General features: G+C 60.0%; 20 protein-coding genes and 1 tRNA gene. 8 read left to right on the top strand and 13 right to left on the bottom strand.

The features are described 5' to 3' along the window. Nucleotides 1-85 precede the first annotated feature (85 nt). The gene (gene tadA, locus DW123_RS08090; protein WP_118273507.1) at nt 86-1,867 is read right to left on the bottom strand and encodes a tRNA adenosine(34) deaminase TadA; all 1,782 of its coding nucleotides are present in this window, start codon (nt 1,865-1,867) and stop codon (nt 86-88) included. A 51-nt stretch (nt 1,868-1,918) separates the two neighbouring features. On the opposite strand from tadA, the gene DW123_RS08085 reads away from it, so the two are divergent. After that, nucleotides 1,919-2,008, top strand: a tRNA-Ser gene (locus DW123_RS08085). 3 nt (nt 2,009-2,011) lie between these two features. Here DW123_RS08085 and DW123_RS08080 read toward each other — a convergent pair. Continuing rightward, complete coding sequence (locus tag DW123_RS08080) at nt 2,012-2,596, bottom strand: TetR/AcrR family transcriptional regulator (protein WP_117734871.1); 585 nt, start codon at nt 2,594-2,596, stop codon at nt 2,012-2,014. Nucleotides 2,597-2,807: 211 nt separating this feature from the next. Between DW123_RS08080 and DW123_RS08075 the strand changes: the two genes are divergently transcribed. Beyond that, the gene (locus tag DW123_RS08075) at nt 2,808-3,359 is read left to right on the top strand and encodes a LemA family protein (protein WP_199406608.1); all 552 of its coding nucleotides are present in this window, start codon (nt 2,808-2,810) and stop codon (nt 3,357-3,359) included. Nucleotides 3,360-3,658: 299 nt separating this feature from the next. Here the strand turns inward: DW123_RS08075 and DW123_RS08070 are convergent, their stop codons facing one another. Continuing rightward, the gene (locus DW123_RS08070; protein ID WP_118273506.1) at nt 3,659-4,711 is read right to left on the bottom strand and encodes a branched-chain amino acid aminotransferase; all 1,053 of its coding nucleotides are present in this window, start codon (nt 4,709-4,711) and stop codon (nt 3,659-3,661) included. A gap of 287 nt (nt 4,712-4,998) precedes the next feature. Further along, nucleotides 4,999-5,646, bottom strand: coding sequence for a DedA family protein (locus tag DW123_RS08065; protein WP_117734868.1), 648 nt, complete (start codon nt 5,644-5,646; stop codon nt 4,999-5,001). A gap of 223 nt (nt 5,647-5,869) precedes the next feature. Here DW123_RS08065 and cysE point away from each other — a divergent pair, with 223 nt between their 5' ends. Next, the gene (gene cysE, locus DW123_RS08060; protein WP_117717063.1) at nt 5,870-6,574 is read left to right on the top strand and encodes a serine O-acetyltransferase; all 705 of its coding nucleotides are present in this window, start codon (nt 5,870-5,872) and stop codon (nt 6,572-6,574) included. A 107-nt stretch (nt 6,575-6,681) separates the two neighbouring features. Here cysE and DW123_RS08055 read toward each other — a convergent pair whose 3' ends face one another. From DW123_RS08055 to DW123_RS08040, 4 genes are all read right to left on the bottom strand, one after another. After that, on the bottom strand, nt 6,682-8,688 hold the full coding sequence (locus DW123_RS08055; RefSeq protein ID WP_199407130.1) for an ABC transporter ATP-binding protein: 2,007 nt from the start codon (nt 8,686-8,688) through the stop codon (nt 6,682-6,684). A 1-nt stretch (nt 8,689) separates the two neighbouring features. Beyond that, nucleotides 8,690-10,414 (bottom strand): ABC transporter ATP-binding protein, encoded by a 1,725-nt coding sequence (locus DW123_RS08050; protein WP_117734867.1) that lies wholly within the window; start codon nt 10,412-10,414, stop codon nt 8,690-8,692. Next, nucleotides 10,414-10,914 carry a MarR family winged helix-turn-helix transcriptional regulator gene (locus DW123_RS08045; RefSeq protein ID WP_117734866.1) on the bottom strand — a complete coding sequence of 167 codons (501 nt, stop codon included), beginning with the start codon at nt 10,912-10,914 and terminating at the stop codon, nt 10,414-10,416. The genes DW123_RS08050 and DW123_RS08045 overlap by 1 nt, the downstream gene beginning before the upstream one ends. Before the next feature lie 181 nt (nt 10,915-11,095). Then, on the bottom strand, nt 11,096-11,386 hold the full coding sequence (locus tag DW123_RS08040) for a hypothetical protein (RefSeq protein ID WP_006235631.1): 291 nt from the start codon (nt 11,384-11,386) through the stop codon (nt 11,096-11,098). A 295-nt stretch (nt 11,387-11,681) separates the two neighbouring features. Between DW123_RS08040 and DW123_RS08035 the strand changes: the two genes are divergently transcribed. Continuing rightward, nucleotides 11,682-12,203: a nitroreductase gene (locus tag DW123_RS08035; protein WP_117763818.1), complete on the top strand. Its 522-nt coding sequence runs from the start codon at nt 11,682-11,684 to the stop codon at nt 12,201-12,203. 63 nt (nt 12,204-12,266) lie between these two features. Here DW123_RS08035 and DW123_RS08030 read toward each other — a convergent pair whose 3' ends face one another. The 3 genes from DW123_RS08030 to DW123_RS08020 all read right to left on the bottom strand — a co-directional run bounded on the left by DW123_RS08030 (nt 12,267) and on the right by DW123_RS08020 (nt 15,445). Further along, the gene (locus DW123_RS08030; protein ID WP_147351609.1) at nt 12,267-12,842 is read right to left on the bottom strand and encodes a hypothetical protein; all 576 of its coding nucleotides are present in this window, start codon (nt 12,840-12,842) and stop codon (nt 12,267-12,269) included. Between the two features lie 84 nt (nt 12,843-12,926). Further along, nucleotides 12,927-14,144 (bottom strand): helix-turn-helix domain-containing protein, encoded by a 1,218-nt coding sequence (locus tag DW123_RS08025; protein WP_118273504.1) that lies wholly within the window; start codon nt 14,142-14,144, stop codon nt 12,927-12,929. A gap of 266 nt (nt 14,145-14,410) precedes the next feature. Continuing rightward, the gene (locus tag DW123_RS08020; RefSeq protein ID WP_117734862.1) at nt 14,411-15,445 is read right to left on the bottom strand and encodes a YeiH family protein; all 1,035 of its coding nucleotides are present in this window, start codon (nt 15,443-15,445) and stop codon (nt 14,411-14,413) included. A gap of 193 nt (nt 15,446-15,638) precedes the next feature. Between DW123_RS08020 and DW123_RS08015 the strand changes: the two genes are divergently transcribed. Then, nucleotides 15,639-16,340 carry a GntR family transcriptional regulator gene (locus tag DW123_RS08015; RefSeq protein ID WP_233502147.1) on the top strand — a complete coding sequence of 234 codons (702 nt, stop codon included), beginning with the start codon at nt 15,639-15,641 and terminating at the stop codon, nt 16,338-16,340. A gap of 120 nt (nt 16,341-16,460) precedes the next feature. Here the strand turns inward: DW123_RS08015 and glmS are convergent, their stop codons facing one another. Continuing rightward, a complete protein-coding gene (gene glmS, locus DW123_RS08010; RefSeq protein ID WP_117763820.1) occupies nt 16,461-18,308 on the bottom strand; it encodes a glutamine--fructose-6-phosphate transaminase (isomerizing) in 1,848 nt (615 codons plus the stop codon). Nucleotides 18,309-18,868: 560 nt separating this feature from the next. Here glmS and DW123_RS08005 point away from each other — a divergent pair. Together DW123_RS08005 and DW123_RS08000 are read left to right on the top strand one after the other, a co-directional pair. After that, on the top strand, nt 18,869-20,002 hold the full coding sequence (locus DW123_RS08005) for a LacI family DNA-binding transcriptional regulator (protein ID WP_233540172.1): 1,134 nt from the start codon (nt 18,869-18,871) through the stop codon (nt 20,000-20,002). Between the two features lie 215 nt (nt 20,003-20,217). Further along, the gene (locus DW123_RS08000) at nt 20,218-21,423 is read left to right on the top strand and encodes an ATP-binding protein (protein WP_118273503.1); all 1,206 of its coding nucleotides are present in this window, start codon (nt 20,218-20,220) and stop codon (nt 21,421-21,423) included. A gap of 201 nt (nt 21,424-21,624) precedes the next feature. Here DW123_RS08000 and DW123_RS07995 read toward each other — a convergent pair whose 3' ends face one another. Further along, nucleotides 21,625-22,275 (bottom strand): HAD family phosphatase, encoded by a 651-nt coding sequence (locus DW123_RS07995; RefSeq protein WP_158570740.1) that lies wholly within the window; start codon nt 22,273-22,275, stop codon nt 21,625-21,627. A gap of 167 nt (nt 22,276-22,442) precedes the next feature. Between DW123_RS07995 and DW123_RS07990 the strand changes: the two genes are divergently transcribed. Beyond that, nucleotides 22,443-23,321, top strand: a complete 879-nt coding sequence (locus DW123_RS07990) for an ATP-dependent sacrificial sulfur transferase LarE (protein ID WP_117743436.1) — start codon at nt 22,443-22,445, stop codon at nt 23,319-23,321. Nucleotides 23,322-23,518: the final 197 nt, after the last annotated feature.

Here is a 23,518-nt window from a genome sequence, read left to right as displayed (position 1 = left end):
GACAGCTAATTTGGGACGGGGCTTTTTTGACTACTTTTTGACTGATGGGTAGTCAAAAAAGCCCCGTCCCAAAATGACTACTTTTCTAGAGGCGGCCGAGGTCGTAGGCTCGCGCGGCAGACTCGCCGGCGCAGATGAGGTTGGTTGCGGCTTCTTGCGGATCGAGTGCCCGCTCCAGGTCCATGGGCTTGCGACAGATCGGCAGGACAAGGTCGATACCCTGCTCGTACACCGCATCCAGGTTGTCGGCACGACCGCCCACGACGGCAACAACCGGCTTGCCATAGCGCTTGGCACGGCGGGCCACGCCCACCGGCGCCTTACCGGCGGCGGATTGCTCGTCCATATTGCCCTCGCCCGTTATGACCAGGTCGACATCGCGTACACGCTCGTCAAACCCCACGAGATCGAGCACCGTCTCCACGCCCGAGCGTAGCTCCGCACCGAGCGCCAGCAGCGCGGCACCCAGGCCGCCGGCGGCACCTGCGCCGGGCACGCCAAGCACCGAGCCAAATGTCCGTGCGCCCTCGGGTGCGCGCAACAACCCCTGGGCTCGAGCCTCGACAATTGCCGTATCGAGCAGACGACCGTAGCCGACCATCCAGCTGTCGCACCTGCTCAGCGCCTCGGCGTCACCCGTCGGCAAGCCTTTCTGCCCGCCAAACACCGCAAGCGCGCCCCGACGCCCTACGAGCGGATTCTCGACATCCGAAAGCACAACGATACGAGCGCCATCCAAAGCCTGCAGCGCTGGCGCCAAATCAACGCTCGCCACCTGCTCAAGGCCGGCAAGACCGGGGGCGACATCGCAGCCCTGGTCATCGACCACACGCGCGCCCAGCGCCTGCAGCATGCCGGCCCCACCGTCGTTGGTGGCACTGCCGCCCAGACCAATATAGATAGTCTTTGCCCCAGCACGGACTGCGCGAAGCATGAGCTCGCCCACGCCATAGGTCGAAGCCGCCAACGCCGCCGACTCCGTACAGGGCGAATACCCAATACCCGCCGCCTCGGCCATCTCAATAACAGCCGACTCGCGCTCGCCGTCCACCAGCATCCGAGCAGACACGCGTTCGCCCAAGGGACCTGCCACCTCGCAGGTCGAGAGCTCACCACCGCATGCGGCGATAGCATCGAGCGTTCCCTCGCCACCATCTGCCAGCAGCAATGTGCACACCTCGGCATCGGGCCAAACGCGGCGCATGCCTTCGGCAACGGCCTCCTCTGCCTGCGCACTCGACACGCTACCCTTAAAGGAATCAATCGCCAGCAGCACACGGCGGGGCCGGCGGCATGCGACACCAAAATCGACCGCCTCAACGGCAATATCTTCGGCACACGCGAGTGCCTCGGCATGAGCGGCATGCGCCTCGAGATCGCCCCCACAACCGCAGCCAGCACCATCGGTGCCACGCAGCCCACTAAAATAGCTGCTCAACACCTCACGACACTCGTCTACCAGGACCCCAGCCGCCACGGTAAACCGATGATTCAGGCGCGAATCGGCATTCAGGTCGTACAGCGAACCCAAGGCGCCCGCCTTGGCATCAGCCGCGCCATACACGCAGCGCCCCACGCGCGCGTTGACCATAAGCCCCGCACACATGCAGCAAGGCTCGAGCGTCACGTAGACCGCGCAATCGGAAAGACGCCAGCGACCGAGCGACTGAGCGGCAGCGCACAGGGCCGCGAACTCTGCATGCGCCGAAGGGTCCTGGTCGAGCTCGCGACGATTATGCGCCCTCGCGACGATCTCGCCGTCGCGCACTACCACGGCTCCGATGGGCACCTCGCCCACCGCAGCGGCGGCGCGAGCCTCCGCCAGCGCCTCGCGCATGAACTTCTCGTCGATTTCGGTGATCGTCATCGTTCGCCTTCCCTGTTGCAGATTCAAAACGATGCTATCATTACGACTCACGGAGAGATGGCAGAGCGGTTGAATGCGGCGGTCTTGAAAACCGTTGAGCGCGAGAGCGTTCCGGGGGTTCGAATCCCCCTCTCTCCGCCACTTTTAGCGATGCACCGGCGTCATGGTCCGCTCGAACAGCGCATCGACAACGTCAGCCATCTCGGAGCGACGCTCCAGATCGTGACCCGATTCCCACCACATAGTAAAGAGCCGAATAATGCCGCCGGCGACAAACTCAGCCGTCGTGTCGAGCGGCACGGGCGCAAGCGCGTCCTCGTCTAGCGCACTCATCACACGCTCGCGGATAGAGCGGGCAATGCGATCGCAAATCATGCTGGTCAGCATGCCCGACATGCTGCTCGCCAAAATGTTGTCCATGAGCTGCTCATGGGCCAGAATCAGGTCCATGGCGTCGGTGAACACCTCGTGGCGAAGCACGCGCACGTCGTCGGCCGACACCGTGCCGCCCTCGCCAGCCCGCTTTTGCGGCAAACCCGACATAAGCTCATCGATATAAAAGGCAAAGTAATCGTTCTTGTCGCGAAAGTGCTTGTAGAACGTCGTGCGGCGAATCATGGCGCGGTCGCACAGCATGGCAACCGTCAGGTCCTCAAATCGATGCTCCTCGAGAAGCTCGGTGAAGGCATCGAACAGGGCGCGGTAGGTTTTCTTAATGCGAAGGTCCACTGGTATCGCCATCCTCAGGGTAAAGACAACACTCGTCAATCTGTCGCATATCTTACACCTGTACCTCGCGCGCTTTGCCCCGGTGCCAACCCCGCCGAAAACATAACGCTTACCGGAAAGTTCGGCACGACAAAACGTTGCGGGTATACTAGTAGCGTTATACCAACGGCAGCTGGCGCATGCCGCCGCGGCCATTCGAAACGGAGACATCATGCTTCCCGTCATCATCGGCATCGTTGTTGTTATTGTGATTGTCTGCGCCATCGCCGGCATCTACAACAACATGGTCACCAAGCGCAACCGCATCGATAACGCATGGCAGAACATCGATACGCAGCTGCAGCGCCGCAACGACCTGATCCCCAACCTAGTCGAGACCGTCAAGGGCTACGCCAAGCACGAGCAGGAGACGCTCTCCGCCGTGATCAGCGCGCGTAACACCGCCGTCAAGGCCACCACGCCCGAGGCCAAGATGGAAGCCGACAACGTGCTGACCGGTGCGCTGCGCCAGCTCTTCGCCGTAGCCGAGGCCTATCCCGACCTTAAGGCAAACACCAACTTTACGCAGCTGCAGGCGTCGCTCGAGGATACCGAGAACAAGATTAGCTATGCACGCCAGAGCTACAACGACTGCGTGCTCAGCTACAACAACGCCATTCAGACGTTCCCGGCTGTCATCTTTGCCGGCATCTTCCAGTTTAAGGAGCGCCAGGGCTTCGAGGCAGCTGAGGCCGCCCGCCAGACCCCGACCGTCAAGTTCTAAACAACAAGGCAGAGTCTTAAGCCAGTTCATCAACCCTTTGGGACCCAAGGCGCAAACCTTGGGCCCTTTTCGTATCCACGCACAACGCGCGGCCAAAAGGCCGGACGCCATCTTTATTCAGATTAATTGTTGCCTGTTGCGACAACGTCGTTCCCGCAGAGCGGAGAGCAAGTTCCCTCCCGGCGCACTCCGCAGAACGCAAGAAGCCCTCGCCGCACGAAGTGCGCAGCGAGGGCTTCTTGCATGTCCGAGGACGCGCCGGGAGGGAACTTGCTCTCCGCCCGAACAGGAAAGGATAATTACGCGACGGTGTAAACCCAGTCGTGCTTATCCTCAACAGCACCAGACTGGATGCCCGTCAGGGTCTCGCGGAGCTTCTTCATCACAGGGCCGATCTCGGTGTAGCCAGCCGGGAAGGTCACGGTCTCGTCGGCGCCGTAAACCTTGTTGTCGATCTCGCCGACCGGAGAGATGACGGCAGCGGTGCCGCACAGACCGCACTCAACGAAGGTGCCGGCCTTGACCTCGGCCCACTCGACGGGACGCTGGTCGACGGTCATGCCCAGATCCTCGGCAACCTGAACGAGCGAGCGACGGGTGATGGAGGGCAGGATGGAGTCGGTGTGCGACTGCGGAACGACGAGGGTGCCGTCCTCCTTCACGAACAGGACGTTCGCGCCGCCGGTCTCCTCGACATAGGTGCGGGACTCGGAGTCGAGATACAGGTTCTCGGCATAGCCCCCGCGATGGGCCTCCATCGTGGGCTTGAGGGACATGGCATAGTTAAGGCCGGCCTTGATGTTGCCGGTGCCGTGCGGTGCGGCGCGGTCGTACTCGGAAACGCGCAGCTTGACGGGCTTAAGGCCACCCTTAAAGTACGGACCGACCGGGGTCACGAGAATACGGAACGTGTACTCAGGAGCGGGAGCCACGCCGATCACGTCACCGGAGCCGATCATAAATGGACGCACGTACAGGGTTGCACCGGAGCCGAAAGACGGAACCCAGGCGGCGTTGGCAGAAACGACCTGCTTGACGGCCTCAACAAACTTGTCCTTGGGGAACGGGGGCATCTCGAGGCGCTGGGCAGAGTTATACATACGCTCGGCGTTCATGTCGGGACGGAAGCAGACGATGCTGCCGTCCTCGGCGGTATAGGCCTTCAGGCCCTCAAAGACCTCCTGGCAGTAATGGAAGATGCCGCCGCACTCGGAGACATGCAGGGTGTGGTCGGTGGTCAGGCCACCCTCGTCCCACTCGCCATCCTTCCAATGAGCCTCGTAGCTGTAATCGGTCTTCATGTAGCCAAAGCCAAGGCTACCCCAATCGATATCCTTCTTCTCGACAGCCATATGTCGCTCCTTACATACACAGTTGCATACTCGCGAACCCGCACGCAAGGACCGAGGCCGACCGCGTCGCAACGTCGCACGCCCGGAGCGTAGAGCCGGACGGGACACGCGAACAGCATCAAAGCCGATGGCACGTCGGTTCGCATGCACGAGATTGTACTCCCCGCATGCGTTGGATAAAACGTTTTTCTTTAACTAACTAAAGTATTTTCATTTGACCGAAGCAAAGGGCCCGCCACCGTAAACGGTGACGGGCTTCAACGGCACGGTTTGCGCGCTGGCTCGAGCTACGCGTTCTTTTTGCCCAGCTTAGCCTTAACCAGACCGACCACAGTCGGGATGATCGACACGGCAACGATACCAACGATTAGCAGCTCAAAGTGCTCCTGCACAAAGGGAATGCCGCCAAAGAAGTAACCCAGCAGCGTAAAGACCGTCGACCAGGTGATACCGCCCAGCACGTTATAGATGACAAAGTTACGCCAGTGCATGCCGCCCATACCGGCGATGAAGGGCACAAAGGTGCGGATAAACGGGAAGAAGCGACCCAGGAAGATGGCCAGGTGGCCCCACTTGTCCAGGAAGTCCTCGGACTTTTTGATACGCTCGGGCGTCATGGCCTTCACCTTGCCCGAGGCGATGATCTTTTGGCCAAAGAAATGACCGATCATAAAGTTGCACTGATCGCCCAAGATGGCAGCCGTCCATGCGACGGCCAACAGAGCCACGATGTTAAAGCCGCCGTTGTGGGCAAAGAAACCCGAGGCAAACAGCAGCGAGTCGCCGGGAAGGAACGGGAAGAACACCACGCCCGTCTCGATAAAGATAATCAGGAACACGCAGCCGTACGCCATAAGCGGGCCGGCGGCGATCCAGCCGGCGATCGCAGTGCGCGGATCCTTAAGCAGCTCGGCGATAAAATTGATGAAACCCATGAAGTAAAACCTCTCAGTTGTGGGCGCGGACACGTCCAAGTTGACCAGTATACGGTTACGACACGGCCACGCACACGACCTTACAAAAGCGTGACTTCATTACCAGCAAGTTTGCATAATTGACACCTGTCGCGCAAAGCAGGCAAGATTGCCCTTTCTAATCCCTAGCTAATCGCTATACTTTATTGAATTGCATTGTCGCGGCGCTAAGGGAGGGCGGCCGGTGAGCTTTATCAATACCATTCGCGAGGACATCAAGACCGTCCAGGCACAGGATCCCGCTGCGCAAAACGGCCTGGTCATCTTCCTCTCCTATCCCGGCCTACACGCCAAGTGGAACCACGTACCCGAGCACTGGCTCTGGGAGCACGGCCATCGCTCGCTCGCCCGCGTGCTCTCGCAAATCACCCGCCATATCACTGGCGTCGAAATTCACCCTGCCGCGCAGATTGGCAAGCACTTCTTTATCGACCATGCCATGGGCGTCGTCATCGGCGAAACCGCCATTGTGGGCGACAACTGCGTACTCTATCAGGGCGTCACGCTCGGCGGTACTGGCAACGAGACCGGCAAACGCCACCCAACGCTCGGCAACAACGTCACCGTGGGCACGGGCGCCAAGGTGCTCGGCAACATCCGCATCGGCAACAACGTCAAGATCGGCGGCAACTCGGTCGTCGTCAAAGACGTGCCCGACAACTGCACCGTCGTGGGCGTGCCGGGACGCATCATCAAGCGCAACGGCTGCCGCGTGTTCGAGGAGAGTTTCGACGCCAAGCAGCATCGCGAGTACATGCCCGATGACGCCGCCGAGCAGAGTGCCCTCAACCGCCAAGGCATCACCGAGAACGCCCGCCGCGTCAAAGAACTCGAGCGAGAGGTGGCGGAGCTCAAGGCCCTCGTCGCCAAGCTCGTGGACGAACGCTAGGGCTGCGGACGGTACAGACCCGCATCAACGCAAGAAGGCCCGCCAGGGAATCAATCCCCCGGCGGGCCTTCTTTTCGATGTGACAAGGGGACTGTCCCTTTGTCACCTTAGGCGAACTGACTCAGATAGAGGTCGGCGTAAGCGCCCTCGGCTGCGAGCAGCTCCTTATGTGTGCCCTGCTCGATAATGTTGCCGTGATCCATGACCAGAATCAGGTCGGCATCCACGATCGTCGACAGGCGATGCGCGATCACAAAACTGGTGCGCCCGCGCATGAGCGCGTCCATGGCGCGGCCGATGGCAAGTTCGGTGCGCGTGTCCACGCTCGACGTCGCCTCGTCCAGGATGAGAATCGCCGGGTTGTTGAGCAGCACGCGTGCAATGGTCAGCAGCTGGCGCTGGCCCTGACTAATGCTCTCGGCATCGTTGGCCACCCGCGTGTCATAACCCTGCGGCATGGTACGCACAAAGAAGTCGACCTGCGCGGCGCGCGCAGCCGCCACGATCTCGTCGCGCGTCGCCTCGGGACAGCCGTAGGCGATGTTCTGCGCAATCGTGCCATCAAATAGCCAGGCGTCCTGCAGCACCATGCCAAACTGCTGGCGCAGCTCGCCGCGGTCCATACGGCTCGTGTCCACGCCGTCGAGCGTAATGCGGCCACCGTCGATCTCGTAAAAGCGCATGAGCAGGTTGATGAGCGTAGTCTTGCCCGCGCCCGTGGTTCCCACCACGGCGATCTTCTGGCCCGGCTCGGCGGTAAACGACACGTCGCGCATAAGCGGCTTGTCGGGCGAATAGCCAAAGCGTACATGCTCAAAAGCGACGCGACCCTCAACGCGACCCGGCAGCTTGGCGGCCTCGTCCGGCAGCGGATCGGCCTCCATCTCGGGCTCATCGAGCAGGTCGAACACGCGCTCTGCGCTCGCCAGCGCGCTCTGCAGCGAGTTAAAGGTAAACGACAACTGCGTCATGGGTTCGGACGCCTCGTAGATAAACTGGAAGAACGCCTGGAACACGCCGACGGTCATGTGACCGGCAACCAGCATACTGCAGCCCACCAGCGCGATCACGATCTGCGCCAAACGGCCGATAAAGCGCACCGCAGGGCCGACGGCGTTAATCATAAAGTCGGCCTTGGCACTCACGCGCGCCAGCTCGCCCGAGGCTTCGTGCACCTCGGCAGAACTCTGGCGTTCGCGGTTGAACGCGCGAATCACCAGACGGCCCGAGTAACCCTCCTCAACCGCGCTCGTAATCTTGGAGACCCATTCCTGGCGCTCACCGGTTACGTCATGCGTGCGGTGCGAGACCACCTTGGTCACCAGCAGCGATACCGCCGTAAAACCCAAAAAGATCAACGTGAGCCTAACGCTATAGACGAACATCATGATGATGGCGCCCGTCACGGTGCCGATCGACATCAGCAGCTGCAGCAATCCGCGCTGCATGCTCTCGGACATCTTGTCCAGGTCGTTGGTCGCGCGGCTGACTACCTCACCGGGGCGATGCGCATCAAAGTAAGCGAGCGGCAGACGGCTGAGCTTTTGCGCGATGCGGTTGCGCAGGCGCAGGTTGAGGCGCTCAGCAACACTCGACATCAAAAAACTCTGCAGTGCATAGAACGATCCGGCGGCCGTCCAGATTAAAAAGTAGATGAAGATGGTTCTGCCGCAGCTCTCCCAGGTGATGTTGAAGGTGGTGTCGTTGGCAAACGCCACCTGTATATGGCCCCACAGCTCGTCGATAACATGAGCGCTATATGCCGGCGCGGCGGTGTTAAAGATGACGTAGAACACAATGCTCACGAACACGATATAGAAGCGCCAATGGTCGCCGGTAGCCTCGTTCCACAAACGGCGCACCGTCGCCCAGGTATCCCGAGGCGTCTCGTCCTCGTCTTCGTCATCCACGTCGCGCATACGCTCTGCCTCGGCACGGGCGCGCTCGTCCTCGGCTCGTTCGTTTTCCTCGTACAGCGCTTGGCGACGAGCCTCGCGCTCGGCCGCTGCCTTGGCGGCATCGTCCAGCTCGGGTACCGCGGCAGCCGTTTCCTCAACCAATCCCGCGGCAGCGGCGTCATCAACGCCGCCCTGCTTCTTGAGCTCCTCGGTCATGCTACTCACCTCCCTTCATCTGCGATTCCGCGATAGCGCGGTACACCTCGCAGGTCTCCATGAGCTCGTCGTGCGTGCCTAGGCCCACGACCTCGCCGTCCTTGAGCACCACGATCTGGTTGGCATGCAAGATCGTCGAGATGCGCTGCGCGATGATGAGCACCGCAGCGTCGCGCGTCTCGTCTTGCAACGCATGGCGCAGGGCGGCATCAGTCTTAAAGTCCAGGGCCGAAAAACTATCGTCGAAGATATATAGATCGGCATGCTTCATGAGCGCACGGGCGATGGCCAGACGTTGGCGCTGGCCGCCCGAAAAGTTCGTGCCGCCCTGCGCCACCGGGGTATCGAGCCCCTGCGGCTGATCGAGCACAAAGGTGCTCTGGGCAACCTGGAGCGCATGAAGCATGTCTGCCTCAGTCGCGTCTTCGTTGCCAAAGCGCAGGTTGCTTGCCACGGTGCCCGAGAACAGCCACGCCTTCTGCGGCACATAGGCAATACGCCCGCGGATGTCGTCTTGCGAAAGTTCGCGCAGATCGACGCCGTTCAGGCGAATGGCGCCCTTCGTGGCATCGTGGAAGCGAAGCAAGAGCTTGGCCACCGTTGACTTGCCCGATCCCGTCGAGCCGACAATCGCAGTCGTCTGACCGCGGCGACAGGCAAAGTTCAGATCGCACAGCGTGTCCTCGTCGGCATCGTCAAAACGAAACGACATGTGATCGAACACGGCGACCGCATCCGATCCGTCCTTTGAGTCGGACGCGCTCGCGTCGAGCGTGCGTTCGCCATCCACGATACTCGGCTCAATCTCCAGCACCTGCTGCGCACGGTTCAGACATGCGGCGGCGCGCGGGAGTGTCAGCACCACCATCTGCGCCATCATCACAAAGAACAGAATCAGGATCGCGTACTCCAGCACGGCCGAGATGCTGCCGATTTGCATCGCATGGGCGCCCACGCGGTTGCCGCCCACCCACAGCACCGCCACCTCGGCGATGTTCATCAAAAAGAAGCTGGAGCTGTCGAGCCCCACAAACAGGTGGTTGACCTTAATGGCATTGTCCGCGTAATCGCTAAACACCTCGTCCAGGCGCTGCTCCTCATGGCGCTCCTTGTTAAACGCACGGATGACGCGCACACCCACGATGTTTTCGCGCAGCACCACGTTCATACGGTCGATAAAACTCTGCAAGCGCATAAAGATCGGAGCCGCGTTGGCAACCGTAAAGACCGCCGCAACCAGCACGATCGCAACCACGACGCCCAGAAGCATGCCCATGGCCGAATCGATGAGCCAGGCGAAGATGATGCCTGCCACCGCCAGGAACGGCACCGGCAGCACCAGCTGGATCGTCTGCAGAATCGCCTGTTGAATCACGTTGATGTCGTTGAGCGAGCGCGTGATCATCGAGCCCGTGCCAAAGCGCTCAAAGTCACTGGCAGACAGCTCGAGCGACTTGTCGTAGACGGCATTGCGGATATCGCAGGCCACGTTGGCGGCCAAGCGCGCCGAAAGATAGCAGCCCAACACCGCGCCGCCGCTGGCCATGCCGGTCGCGATAAGCATGTAGAGGCCGTTGCGCAGGATGTAGTCGACATCGCCCGTGGTGATGCCGGTGTTGACCATGTTCGCCAGCATCGTAGGAACCAACAGCGTACCGACGTTGTCGATTAGCAGCACCAACAACGTCACCGCGACAAGCCTGCGATACGGCTTCATAAACCTCATTAAGAGTCGCACGACTCCCCCTCACCTTGATTCTCGGCCTGGCTCTCGGCAGCGATATGCTGCTTAAAGGCATCGCACTCATCGCCGAGCGCATGGGAAAATTTTCCGATTAGGCGCATGATTTCGCGCTGTTCCCAGGGCTCGAGCACTTCGAAAGCCTGTTGCTCGGCTTCTTGCGCCGGCAGCGCATATTGCTCGGCAAACCGCATGCCCGCTTCGGTCAAACGCACAACCTTGTTCTTACGGCTGCCTTCGGCAAACTCCAACGTTGCGAAACCCCGCGCCGTCAAGGTTTTAATTGCCGAGTTGATAGTCTGCTTGCTGTAGAACCATTCGCTTGTCAGACGGCTTACGGCAACACTGCCGCCCGCCGTGCTGGTATCGACGAGCATCCAGTAAGCGCAGTCCGAAAGACCGCAGGCGCGCGAGAACTCCGAATAGATATGGTCGAGTCCATTGAGCAACCGGTCGAAATCGACCAGTGTAACCGCACTATTCATCTATCCCACCATTCGATTGTCCGATTTTTGACCAATTTTGTATCTCTATATTAGTCCGAGTTTTGACTATCGTCAACAGGCGCTCCGCAAATGTTTGCACTTTTATGGCCTATCGGCAGAAAAAGACCGCCGGCGCGGGGGCAGCGCCAGCGGTCACGTGAAATTCGGGTTTTATTGCCTGTTAAGCGGCGACGGCCTCATAGACCGTAGCGCCCGAGAAGCTATCATGCAGGCTCTTGCCGGCAATCCACGGCAGCTCGACGACCTCGCAGACCGTGTTGACCAGCTCGGAGCAGTCAGTAAAGTGGCCCTTGTCGTTGAGGGCCTCGCAATCCTGAACACGCCAATAGCCATCGGTGTGCGTGATGTAGTACTCGTGATCGTTGATCGACACGAAAGCGCGCGTCTTGGAACGCAGCAGCTTCAGAAATCCTTCGAAATCGGTCTCGACGACATCTCCAGCCTGGAACATGATAGTTACCTCCTGGCCCGGCGCCACCACAGCGCATTGATAAACGTTGGTTCTCCTTTAGTAAAACCTTTATCAGAGCTTATACGCGCATCATTTAGGCAAGTGGTAAAAAACCGCAGGGTAGACGGGATAAAACGTTTAACCATCCCATTTGTTTGTCACATTCTGAAGGCACTTTTATGCAAACTCACTTTCCCAATTGGAATCTATCCTTTTGGCCGGGCAATTGACCGTCTATCGTTTGAGCCCGACGGGTATGAACGGGGCATCTGCAACGCCATCGCAAGGAGACACCATGGAGACTATCGAAGCGCTCATTCACCGCCGCAGCTGTCGCAAATACAGCGATCGCCCCGTCGAGGCCGAAAAGCTTGCACGTATTATCGAAGCCGGCCAATATGCACCGAGCGGCATGGGCCGCCAGCCGGTGACGTTTGTCGCCGTCACCGACCCCGCGACCGCTGAGCGTCTCTCACAGCTCAACGCGCAAGTCATGGGCAGCAACAGCGACCCCTTCTATGGCGCCAAGACCGTTGTGGTGGTGCTGGTCGACCGCAGCGTGCCCACGCATCTGGAAGACGGTTCGCTTGCCATGGGTAACCTGCTCAACGCCGCCTATGCGCTGGGCGTTGATTCGTGCTGGATTCACCGCGCGCATGAGGTTTTCGATTCGCCCGAGGGTCTGGAGCTACTGGCCAGCTGGGGTCTACCCGCCGACGGAAGCCTACGCGGCGTCGGTCACTGCATTCTGGGCTATGCCGAAGACGCACTTCCCGAGGCAAAGCCGCGCCGCGGCAACGTGGTCTACGTAAGGTAACCCAGGAGCGTCATAGGGGTAGCTAATTTGGGACGGGGCTATTTTAGCTACCCCTCTCGCAACTTATATTGACGTCGCCGTTGTCGTCGTTTCGTTCGTGTGAGTCGTTTCGGCTTCGCCGCTTTGTTCGTCCTCGTCCTTTTGCGCATCGGCGATGGTGGTGGCCGCCGCGACGATACCGCGTTGGGGCACAACGCCCGTCTGGGTCTGTGCGCCCTCGACAACTTCTGTGCCTGCATGCGCGAGCTCGGGCGATTTAAACATTGCGTCCAAGTTGGCGCCGCCGCCGGCGTAGCCAAGCGCAGCGAGCGCGATGACGATCGCTGCAACGACAACCACGATCGGCACGTAGCGATGCCAGCCGGCGGGATTGAGCCCGCTGCGGCGAGCCGCCCCGCGGCTGATGTAACCGAGTGTGCCGTCGTGCTTGAGCTTTGAGCCCACCACGCGCTTGCGGCCCCACAGCGACGACTCGGCCTGCATGGCCAAGCGAGCGCTTGCCGAAGGATAGCCATATTTAGTGCGCTTGAACGAGCCATCAAACCCCGAGGCGTGTTTGCCCCACGTCACCGATGTCGTGCGTCGGTTAACCGGCGCGGCGCTCCGTCTTCTGCGGCTCGGTTTTGAAGTCTCAGCCATATGCCCTCGCACGCCGTAACCAAATCGAAACAATAACGCTTTGGACTGTAGCACACGCGTCGCGCGCGGTCACGGGCGCCTCGCTCAACGGTCATCGTCCTTCAGCAAGCGCCACAGCGTTGTACGGCTTATGCCCAGCACCTCCGCCGCACGGGTTCGGTTGCCGCGTAGATGATCTACAACCAGATGCGCGATATCTCGCTCGGTATCGGCCAGCGGTCGCAGGATATACAGGTCACTTTCGAGTGTCGGGGCGCCAAAGGTTGCGGTCTTAATCACATCCTCTTGGGCGAGCACTTCCTCCGCCACAGCGCGGTCCACCGCGCCCGCCCCCACCAATATATACAGTCGTTCCGAGACCTCGCGGAGCTGCAGATAATTGCGCGGCCAGCGGTAAGCATCGAGCGTCTTCGTCGCCGCGGCGGACAGCGTGGGTGCTGCCGTCCCAAATGCATCAGCGAGATATTCCAAATAGCGCGCAACCTTTGTCGACGCGGCTCCCTGCTCGGCAATCGCCGGCGCCACGCTCACCGCACAGGCGAAGCGCTCGGTCACAAAGGCGGCTTGATCACTTTCGCTGCCGCCCGGCATGTCGTTCGCCGTCAGCACCACATGGCAGCGCGTCGCCAACGCGGTGTCGGCCATCGTGGAAACGAGCTCGCGGAGGCGCTGGGGACCAACCGCATTCCAGCCCTCAATGCAAAGGGTCAGCCCTGTTTGAAACAGCGGCGATTCGGAGCTTTTGAGCACATGGCGCCAACCCCGATCGGTGAGCTCATCGAGCGCGACGGAAACAAAGGGTTGATCGGCAAAAGGACCGTCCAGATAGAGGCGCTTGGCTATCTCGACCTGACCCGCCCCCAGCTCGCCCTCGAGCATAAGGGGCACTCCGCGCACGTAGCTCTCGGCGACCGGCGCAGCCATCGAGGCCGCCCCCTCAACGATGCCGTACGCGCTCGATTCGTAGCGGGCCTCAACTTCGTCGGCATTGAGCCATTCGATGCCCGCATGTGCCGCGGCGCCGCGCACCTCGCGGACCACGGCGACCCAAAGCCCCCCGCCCTCTTTGTCGGTGGGGCGAACGGTCAGGCTCAGGCGCGCACCCGCACGTCCCATAACCAGACGCGCGCCGTCTCCTATACGGTCGAGGCGCTCAGCGACAAAAGCCGCCACATCCCGCTCAAGAGCCGCGTCATTCATGGTAGAAATCGCGACGTCCCCCCGCACATCGATTGCCAATGCCGAGGCCCCGGCAGCAGCCAGGGCCTCGGTCAAGATGTTCAGCTTGGAATCGCTATCCATGATTTGCCCCTGTCCGCGGCGATGTGCAACCGCCGACGGTCGCACGACCGAGTGTTTCAAAATTGAACGATATTGCTCACCAAACACTATAGGGCAGAAAGCGCCGTCCTGCGAGTATAGGTGTTGCCCCGCATCGCCATCCTGGCGGGGCGATAAGAGCTCTTCGGGACCTATCAACCTGCGGACAAGCCATACCCGCAAGAGCTCCTATCGCTCCACCGCAGGCATGCGCTCACCAGCAGCCAACACGCAAACTGGCTACTTCTCTACCAGATTCCCAGCACGTACTGCATTCCCAAGCTCATGCACGCAATGCCAATCCAGCAGCAAAGGCCCAGCGCAATGGGCTTACCGCCCTTTTTGACCAGCTCAACGATATCGGTATTGAAACCAATAGCCGCCATGGCCATCACGATAAAGAACTTCGAAAGCTCCTTGATAGGTGCCGTAACGGACGCGGGAAGCTGAAGCACCGTGGTGATCACGCTCGCCAGCACGAAGAACAGCACAAACATGGGAAACGCGCGTTTAAGCGAGAACGTGCTTTTGGCGTCGCCGCCAGCCTTGCGCGCTAGATGCATCTGCCAGCATGCGAGGACCAACGTAATGGGAATAATGGCCAGCGTCCTGGTGAGCTTGACCACCGTGGCGCTCTCGAGCACATTGGCACCGGGATGCATGCTGTCCCAGGCGCTCGCCGCAGCCGTTACCGACGAGGTGTCGTTGATGGCGGTGCCGGCAAACATGCCAAAGCCCTCGTTGGTCAGCCCGAGCATGCCGCCGAGCGTCGGAAACACGAGCGCCGCGATAACGTTAAACAGGAAGATGACCGAAATAGCCTGGGCAATCTCGCGATCGTCGGCATCGATGACGGGTGCGGTCGCGGCGATGGCAGAACCGCCGCAAATCGACGAACCCACACCCACAAGCGTCGCGATCTTGCTCGGCACGTTCATGACGCGGCAGAGCACGAAGGCGGCAACAAGCGAGGTCGAGATCGTCGCCACGATAATCGGCAGCGACTGGGCGCCCTTGGACAGAATCTGCGAGAGGTTCATGCCAAAGCCAAGCAGGATAACCGCGTACTGCAAGATCTTTTTGGATGTATAGGTGACGCCAGCAGCGAGCGGTTCGCGACGATTCTTGGGAAAGACGAGAGCCAGGACCATGCCAAAGAGGATGGCAAATACCGGCCCGCCAACCACCTCGATCTGCTTGCCGAGCAGCGTTGCGGGAATGGCGATGATCAGGCAGAACAAGACGCCCTTCCAGCGCTCGCGTACGATATTTGCCAGTTGCATATGGGATTCCTTCTTCCTATTTCACGTTTGCGACGACTTACGATACGACAACGCTAAGCGCAATCCCGCGCAAACGCAGGAAAAAATGTCGCAAAAGTTATCGGGCGGCGATTGAATTACCCACCGCGGAGGGCTGACTCGCGGCATAATAAACAACTGACATATGAGTGTGAATGAACGGTTGCGAGGCGCTATGGAAGAATCGATGCACATCGGCGAGCAAGAAGCGAGCCTACAGGACCAGTCCTACCACACCATTCGACGCAAAATCGTCTACCTGGACTACAAGCCGGGCGAAAAGCTGGGCGTTAAACAGCTTTGCGACGACCTGGATATGGGGCGCACCCCTGTGCGCGAAGCGTTGGTGCGTCTGGCGCAAGAGGGCTTGGTGCGCACCGTGCCCCAAAGCGGCACCTATGTCTCGCCCATCAACCTTACCCTTGCCGAGAGTGCCTGCTACATTCGCGAGCACCTGGAAAAGCAGGTGATCGTGGAGTGCTGCGCGCGTGCCACCTCGGTGGGCATCGAGCAGCTCGACCGCGCCATCGTGCTGCAGGAAAAGGCGATGGCCGAAGAGGATCGCATCGGCTTTTTTTTGAGCGACAATCTCATGCATCGCATGATCTTTAGCATCGCATGCCGCAGCACCGTGTGGTCGTGGCTCGAGGAGACCAATGCCGACCTAGAGCGCTTCCGCTGGCTGCGCGCCGCCACGCAGACGCTCGACAAGCAGGAGATTGTTAACGAGCACAAGCAAATCCGCCGCGCTATTGCCGGACGCGACCCCATCGAGGCGCGCTTTTTGGTGAGCAAGCACCTGCACATGATGTTCCGCAACCAGACCGAGATTCTGGACCAGTATCCCGAGTACTTCGAGACCAGCAAGCTCCGCTAACCTGCCAAAACCACCACAAAGGGGACAGGCACCTTTGTGGTGGTTTCTCCGTACAAAAAGGCCCGGCTCCGTCTGATGACGCGGAGCCGGGCCTTGGCTGTTGGAACGCCGGAACATCCGCTACTCGACAGTAACGCTTTTCGCCAGGTTTCGGGGTTGGTCGACGTCGCAGCCGCGCAGGATGGCGACCTCGCGGGCGAGCAGCTGCAGCGGGACGCTCGCCGTGATGGGGCTGAACACGTCGCGGACTGCCGGCACGCGGATGATGCAATCGGCGATCTTGTTGATCTCCTCGTCGCCCTCGGTGGCAACGACGATGACCTTGGCACCCCGCGCCTTGCACTCCATAAGGTTCGACACGGTCTTGTCGTAGGTGGCGCTCTTGGTGGCCACGGCGATGACAGGGAAGCCCGGGTCGATCAGGGCGATGGGGCCGTGCTTCATCTCACCGGCGGCGTAGGCCTCGGCGTGCAGGTAGCTGACCTCTTTGAGCTTGAGCGCGCCCTCGTAGGAAATGGCGGCGCCCATGCCGCGGCCCACGAACAGCGCCGATTGCGCGCCCTTGCACAGCAGGGCGGCCTCATGAACGGTCTCGGTTTGGGTATCCAAAATCCACTGGATCTGCTCGGCCGTATCGGAAAGCTCGCGGAACAGCATGCGCGCCTGCTTGGTGGTCAGGCGGTACTTGACCTGCGCCAGCAGCAGCGCCAGCAGCGTCAGGCTCACAACCTGGCCGATAAAGCTCTTGGTCGAGGCGACCGCGATCTCCTTGTTGGCCTTGGTATAGATGACGCCGTCGCTCTCGCGCGCCACCGGGCTGCCCACCACATTGGTGATGCCGAAGACCTTGGCACCCTTGATGCGCGCGTCGCGAATGGCGGCAAGGGTATCGGCCGTCTCGCCCGACTGGGACACGGCCACAACAAGCGTCGTCGGCGTGATGATGGGGTTGCGGTAGCGGAACTCGCTTGCCGCCTCGACCTCGGTAGGAATACGAGCCCAGCCCTCAATGAGATTCTTAGCAATGAGGCCAGCGTGATAGCTGGTGCCGCAAGCGATCACGTAGACGCGGTCGATGTCGTTGAGCTCCTCGAGCGAAAGGCCCAGCTCGTCGATGTCGAGCTCGCCGGCTGGCGTCATACGACCGACCAGCGTGTCGCGCACGACGCGCGGCTGCTCGTGGATTTCCTTGAGCATGAAGTCGGGATAACCGCCCTTTTCGGCCATGTCCAGATCCCAGTCGATGTGAGTGACCTTGGGCTCGATAACATTGCCGGCCTCGTCGGTGTATTCGACGCCTGCGGGCGTGAGCTTGGCAAACTGACCGTCCTCGAGCACCACGACATCGCGGGTGGCGTCGATGAGTGCAATGACGTCGGAGGCGACATAGGCGCCGGTCTCGCCTGCGCCTACCACAATCGGGGAATCCTTGCGGGCTACGGCGATCACGCCGGGCTCGTCAGCGCACACTGCGGCCAGACCATAGGCACCGACCACGTGGGTGCAAGCCTCGCGCACGGAGGCCATCAGGTCGTGCGTCTCGGCATAGGCCTCTTCGATCAGATGCGCAAAGACCTCGGTATCGGTCTCGCTCTTAAAGTGGTGGCCGCGGCCCTCCAGCTCTTCGCGCAGCTCAGCGAAGTTCTCGATGATGCCGTTGTGGACGATGGCGATACGACCGTCGCAGCTGGTGTGGGGATGGGCGTTAACGACGGAGGGCTTGCCGTGGGTAGCCCAGCGGGTATGGCCGATGCCGCAGGTAGCGTCGCTGTCGATATTGGAAAGCTCGCTCTCCAGGCCCGCGACCTTGCCCACGCGGCGGATGACGTCGAGGTGAGCCGCGGCGCCCTCGCCCACCTCGAGCGCAACGCCCGAGGAGTCATAGCCGCGATATTCCATGCGCTTGAGGCCCGTGACCAGGATGTTCTTTGCAATATCAGAGCCGGTGTAGCCGACAATTCCGCACATAGGATAAATCCCTTCGTTCGCGTGACTGCAAGACGTCCACGCACAGGGGGCGCTGAGACGTATAACGTTCGAGTATTGTACTCACGCAAGCGCAAGCTGATATACCAGAAGTGGTATCTCAACTTAGATACCACCCGATGCACACATGCCCAGCCGGTCCAAACCACCACAATGGGGACAGGCACCTTTAACGGTGGTTTGGGCCGGGGCGGCGGCTTATCCCGGCGAAAGATCTCGATCTGTAACATCTGCGGCTCCGGAAGCCGGCTTAGTGTTACAGATCGAGACATTACGGTTCGGCCCCTGCACTATGTCTCGATCTGTAACAGGTAGAGCCGGTTTTGCCGTCCAGATGTTACAGATCGAGACAATTGAAGGCCCGGGCAGCTCAAACCACCACAAAGGTGCCTGTCCCCTTCGTGGTGGTCCGGGGCAGTAGCGGCGTTTCCCCAGATAAAACCTGCCAAAATAAACCTGTCCCTAATTGGCAGGTTTTGACACCCTGGGGGCGGGCGATGCTACAATCTGGCTTGTACTTGAAACGCATCAAAGGGGCCGCTATGGCAAAGGTTAAAATCAGCGACGTCGCGCGCGAAGCCGGGGTTTCGCTGGGCACGGTATCCAACGCGCTCAACCACCCCGAAAAGCTGCGCCCCGAGACCCTCAAGCTCATTAACGAAACCATCAATCGACTGGGCTACCTGCCCAACCAGAGCGCTCGCCAGCTCGCAGGCGGCACCACCAAGTCCTTTGGCTTGGTTCTCCCCCGCCTCGACCACGGCTTCTCGCTCCAAATTGCCAGCGGTGCCCACAACGAGGCACGCAAGCACGGCTATGACTTGCTCATCGCCAACGCCGACAACGACGACATTCTCGAAGACCATTACCTGCGCTATTTTATGGGCACGCAGATGTCCGGCGTCATGGTTCAGCCCATGGCGTCCCCCGATTGGCACCCCGCCATGACCAAGATTCCCGTCCCCATCGTCCATCTGGACGTCCATTGTTCAGAACCCGGTTACTACGTGGCCGCCGACAACGAGGCACAGGGGCGCATTATCGCCGAGCTCGCCATCGCCCGCGGCGCACGCCATATCACCGTTGTGGGCAGAGCGGCATTTATGCAGCTCACCCTGCGCGTCCTTGGCATCCACAAAGCACTTGCCCTGCATCCCGATATCAAAATTGAGGTCATCGATGCCGGAGAGTGGAATACCGCAGCCGACGGCTACAGCATCGGTACCCAGATTGCCGAACGCCCTGCTGACGAGCGCCCCGATTTTGCCATCGGCTTGACCGACGTATTGGCCTCGGGCGTTATCTCGGCGCTGATCGACAAGGGCATTTCCGTCCCCGACCAGATTCTTGTTGCCGGCTGCGATGGCAACCCGCTTGCCTGGAGCGGATCGGTCCCCCTCACCACGGTAGCACCACCGGGCTACGAGATCGGCCGCAAGGGCGTGCAGCTGCTCATGGAACAAATCGAGGATAAACCTGTCGCCAAGACCAAACGAGTCCGCATCGGCTCCGCCGCGCGCACCGTCACCACGGTCACGGCCAGCGAGGACATTAACCGTCAGGAACTCGTGCGTCCCTTCTTGCTCGAGCGCGTAAGCACCCAAAATGCCAAGCCGCACCCGACGGGCCAACCCATGGTCCCGACAACCGACATAAACCTGGGCGCCTACTTGTAACAAAAAAACGCCGCAACGGAAACAGGCCCGCTGCGGCGTTTTTTACTGGCCCCATGCGCCCCCCCGTTTAGCCGGACCTGCGGCTACGGATATTTATGGAATGTAATCCAATTTTCATTAACTATTTTGTTAAAATAGACTCAATTCCATATTTTTAGATATTTCCTATAAGTATTGATTTTGCTCCAGTTTTTTCTCGCCAAGAAAGGGGTTTCATGAATCTGATTGATCGCAAACAGTACCTCGACTGGCTCATTTCGTGGAAAGACTCGCACGTCATCAAGGTCGTTTCGGGCGTGCGAAGGTCCGGCAAATCAAAGCTATTCGAAATCTACCGTAGCTACCTGCGCGATTATGGAATCACAGGTGACCAGGTTATATCCCTCAACTTTGAAGACCTGGAGTTCGAGTCGCTTACGTCATATAGAGCACTCTACGACTACATTTCCGCCAGACTCGTCCCCGATAAGATGAACTACATTTTTCTGGACGAGATACAGCACGTCGAGCATTTCGAAAAAGCCGTCGACAGTCTTTTTATCAAGGACAATGTCGACCTCTACATAACCGGTTCCAACGCCTATCTGCTCTCGAGCGAGCTGGCTACTTTGCTCTCCGGTCGCTACGTAGAGCTCAAGATGCTGCCCCTATCCTTTAAAGAGTTTTGCTCGGCAAAAACCAATGACGGAAAGGCTCCCGCGCAGTTGTTTGACGAGTACATCACCCGGGGCTCTTTTCCCTTTATCGCCGAGACGGGTATTCAGGGACCCCAGGCGCGCGATTATCTTATGAGCCTCTACGATACCATCGTCATACGCGACGTTATCGAACGCCTGAAGGTCTCGGACGTCCCGACCCTGCGCGATATCACCAAGTTCCTACTCCATAGCATTGGAAACCGGATCTCGATTAAAAAAATCTCCGACACGCTCTCGTCCAACGGCAACAAAACCGACCAGAAAACCGTAGCCAAGTACCTCAAAGGCTTAACAGACAGCCTTGTGCTGTACTTTGCTCCGCGCTATAACGTGCGCAGTCGGCAGCTTCTTTCAACAAACGGCAAATACTACGCCGTTGACCTTGGACTTAGAGGCGCTCTTGTCAAAACCCAAAGCAGCGATATCGGTCATATCCTCGAAAATGTTGTTTATCTCGAGCTCCTACGCCGTGGATACGACGTCTACGTGGGCGATATCGACGGCGGGGAAATCGATTTTGTTGCCCTAAACTCAGACGAGACAGCCTATTTTCAGGTTTCAGCCACAACGCTCGACGAAACCACCCTCAATCGAGAGTTGGCCCCCTTTAAGAAAGTCCGAGACAACTACCCCAAGACGCTTCTTACGCTCGACACGCTGTTTGCGGACGCGAACTACGAAGGAGTCCGCAAGCGCAACGTGATCGACTGGCTCCTTGAGTAACTTGTAGCGTCATAACCCTCCGCCAGCTCCTTACCAAGGCCGCAGCCCCAGTCGCTTAAAGCACAATGCCCCTCTTATCGGCCAAAACAGCAATCTTGGCGTGATAAGAGGGGCTGACTGCGTCAGCGCCTCCACGCAGGCGCCGTTGCCGCCACCGTCCCGCGGGATCGGGCGCGGGGCATGGCGACTCGCGTGCGAACACTAGCGTACGGCCTTGACCGCCGCCGGCAGATCGAACAGCGTATCGAGCACAGCCTCGCAGCCGTCCACCACGTCCTGCGGCAGCGGCACGATGTCGGGAACGGCAAACACATGGCAACCGGCCGTGATGCCCGAGACGCAACCGTTGCGTGAGTCCTCGACCACGGCGCACTCCTCGGGGGCAAAGCCCGCGCGCTCGCAGGCGAGCAGGTACATCTCGGGGTCGGGCTTGCCGCGCACGACGTCCTCGCCGCAGGTCACCGTCTCAAACTTGTCAAAGAGGCCAACCGTCTTGAGGTTGCGCTCGGCCGTAACGTGGCGCGACGACGTCGCGAGGCCCACGTGATAGCCCGCAGCCAGCAGCTCGTCGAGGCACTCGGCGGCGCCGGCCTTAAGCTCCAGGTCGGTCTTGACCATCTCGTCGCGAATCTCCCTATGGCGACGATAGATTGCCTCAGCGGTTTCGCAGCTGTCGTAATGCTCCTCAAGGATGCCCATGACGTCGGGCAGCGTACGACCGATAAACTGATGGATCAGCGCATCATCAATCGCGAATCCCAGCTCGGCCGCGCCCGCCTTCCACGCCTTGATACCCAAACGCTCGGTATCGACCAGCGTTCCGTCCATGTCAAAAATAACGGCATTGATCATATCGGTCCCCTCACCGGATTGCATTACTGCCACTCTACCGCACTTTACAAACTTGTATATAACGTATATAGCATATTGCGCTTTCGTTACATAGATAGAAGTCTTATGACAAGCGGCTCGGTAGGATTATAGTTTTCGACCGAGTACTCAACGGCAAGGATCGATTCATGCTTTCAGACACCACCGCACCTGCAGAGGGGCTTCAGGACAAACTCGCAGCGCTCGAGCAGCTGCTTTTGGCATATGGACGCGTCACCATCGGCTTTTCCGGCGGCGTTGACAGCAGCTTTTTGGCCGCCGTATGCGCCCGCATCATGCCTGCCGACACGCTTCTCGTTCACCTCACCACGCCGCTCATCGGCACGCCCGAGCAGGCTTCGTTTGAGCGGGCGGTTGACGGGCAGGCCGATGAGGGGCCGCATTTCAAGCTCCCCGTGCTCAATCTTTCGGTCGATCAGTTACAGCTCCCCCAAGTAGCCTGCAACGATGCTAATCGCTGCTACCACTGTAAGCACGCCGGCTTTACCGCCATCGTCAACCACGCCAAGTCGCTGGGCTTTCCCACCGTCATCGACGGCAGCAACGCAAGCGACCGCGGCGACTACCGCCCCGGCATGCGCGCCGCCCAGGAGCTCGGCGTGCGCTCGCCGCTTATGGAGGTCGGCTTTACCAAGGACGAAGAGCGCGAGTTGCTGCGCGCCTGGGGATACCCCGTCTGGAACCTGCCGGCAGGAGCCTGCCTGGCCACGCGCGTCCCCACGGGCGAGGAGCTCACGCGCGAGAAGGTCGATGCAATCCGCACCTGTGAGGACTACCTGCACGACCTTGGCCTGGACCAGGTCCGCGCACGCCTCGTCGGCGGCTGCATGCATATCGAGGCCGCGCCGGCAGACGTCGCCAAGATCGCCGCCCTCGGCAGTACCGCGGTCAACGACGAGGGCAAGGCCCCGCTTCCCGCCGCCATCGAATCTGCGCTGCGCAACCTAGGCTGCGGCCATATCTCCCCCGAGGTCACCCCCTACATCCACGGCAACATGAACCTTTAGGTTACGCCGTTTTACAAACGGCGTAACTGCTCGGCGCTGCGCAGGCCCCGGGCGCGGCAATCTGACGTTCAACTTCACGGGCGCGACCAAAAGGTCAGCGCCCGCTTGTTTCACGTCACCTTACCGCACCCGGAGCCTGCTCGCTCGCATATGCTCAACCTGGACTGCGTTAACTGACCTACCAAAAGGGACAGGTT

The organism is Collinsella sp. AM10-26, assembly GCF_003472525.1.
Classification (GTDB): domain Bacteria; phylum Actinomycetota; class Coriobacteriia; order Coriobacteriales; family Coriobacteriaceae; genus Collinsella.
This window is presented reverse-complemented; position numbering and strand designations above follow the sequence as displayed.

What these genes read in the sequence shown, in the direction of transcription:
- tadA (WP_118273507.1), bottom strand. Translation starts at nt 1,867, where the DNA reads ATGACGATCACCGAAATCGACGAGAAGTTCATGCGCGAGGCGCTGGCG.
- DW123_RS08075 (WP_199406608.1), top strand. Translation starts at nt 2,808, where the DNA reads ATGCTTCCCGTCATCATCGGCATCGTTGTTGTTATTGTGATTGTCTGC.
- DW123_RS08070 (WP_118273506.1), bottom strand. Translation starts at nt 4,711, where the DNA reads ATGGCTGTCGAGAAGAAGGATATCGATTGGGGTAGCCTTGGCTTTGGC.
- DW123_RS08065 (WP_117734868.1), bottom strand. Translation starts at nt 5,646, where the DNA reads ATGGGTTTCATCAATTTTATCGCCGAGCTGCTTAAGGATCCGCGCACT.
- DW123_RS08055 (WP_199407130.1), bottom strand. Translation starts at nt 8,688, where the DNA reads ATGACCGAGGAGCTCAAGAAGCAGGGCGGCGTTGATGACGCCGCTGCC.
- DW123_RS08050 (WP_117734867.1), bottom strand. Translation starts at nt 10,414, where the DNA reads ATGAGGTTTATGAAGCCGTATCGCAGGCTTGTCGCGGTGACGTTGTTG.
- DW123_RS08045 (WP_117734866.1), bottom strand. Translation starts at nt 10,914, where the DNA reads ATGAATAGTGCGGTTACACTGGTCGATTTCGACCGGTTGCTCAATGGA.
- DW123_RS08040 (WP_006235631.1), bottom strand. Translation starts at nt 11,386, where the DNA reads ATGTTCCAGGCTGGAGATGTCGTCGAGACCGATTTCGAAGGATTTCTG.
- DW123_RS08035 (WP_117763818.1), top strand. Translation starts at nt 11,682, where the DNA reads ATGGAGACTATCGAAGCGCTCATTCACCGCCGCAGCTGTCGCAAATAC.
- DW123_RS08030 (WP_147351609.1), bottom strand. Translation starts at nt 12,842, where the DNA reads ATGGCTGAGACTTCAAAACCGAGCCGCAGAAGACGGAGCGCCGCGCCG.
- DW123_RS08025 (WP_118273504.1), bottom strand. Translation starts at nt 14,144, where the DNA reads ATGGATAGCGATTCCAAGCTGAACATCTTGACCGAGGCCCTGGCTGCT.
- DW123_RS08020 (WP_117734862.1), bottom strand. Translation starts at nt 15,445, where the DNA reads ATGCAACTGGCAAATATCGTACGCGAGCGCTGGAAGGGCGTCTTGTTC.
- DW123_RS08015 (WP_233502147.1), top strand. Translation starts at nt 15,639, where the DNA reads ATGGAAGAATCGATGCACATCGGCGAGCAAGAAGCGAGCCTACAGGAC.
- glmS (WP_117763820.1), bottom strand. Translation starts at nt 18,308, where the DNA reads ATGTGCGGAATTGTCGGCTACACCGGCTCTGATATTGCAAAGAACATC.
- DW123_RS08005 (WP_233540172.1), top strand. Translation starts at nt 18,869, where the DNA reads ATGGCAAAGGTTAAAATCAGCGACGTCGCGCGCGAAGCCGGGGTTTCG.
- DW123_RS08000 (WP_118273503.1), top strand. Translation starts at nt 20,218, where the DNA reads ATGAATCTGATTGATCGCAAACAGTACCTCGACTGGCTCATTTCGTGG.
- DW123_RS07995 (WP_158570740.1), bottom strand. Translation starts at nt 22,275, where the DNA reads ATGATCAATGCCGTTATTTTTGACATGGACGGAACGCTGGTCGATACC.
- DW123_RS07990 (WP_117743436.1), top strand. Translation starts at nt 22,443, where the DNA reads ATGCTTTCAGACACCACCGCACCTGCAGAGGGGCTTCAGGACAAACTC.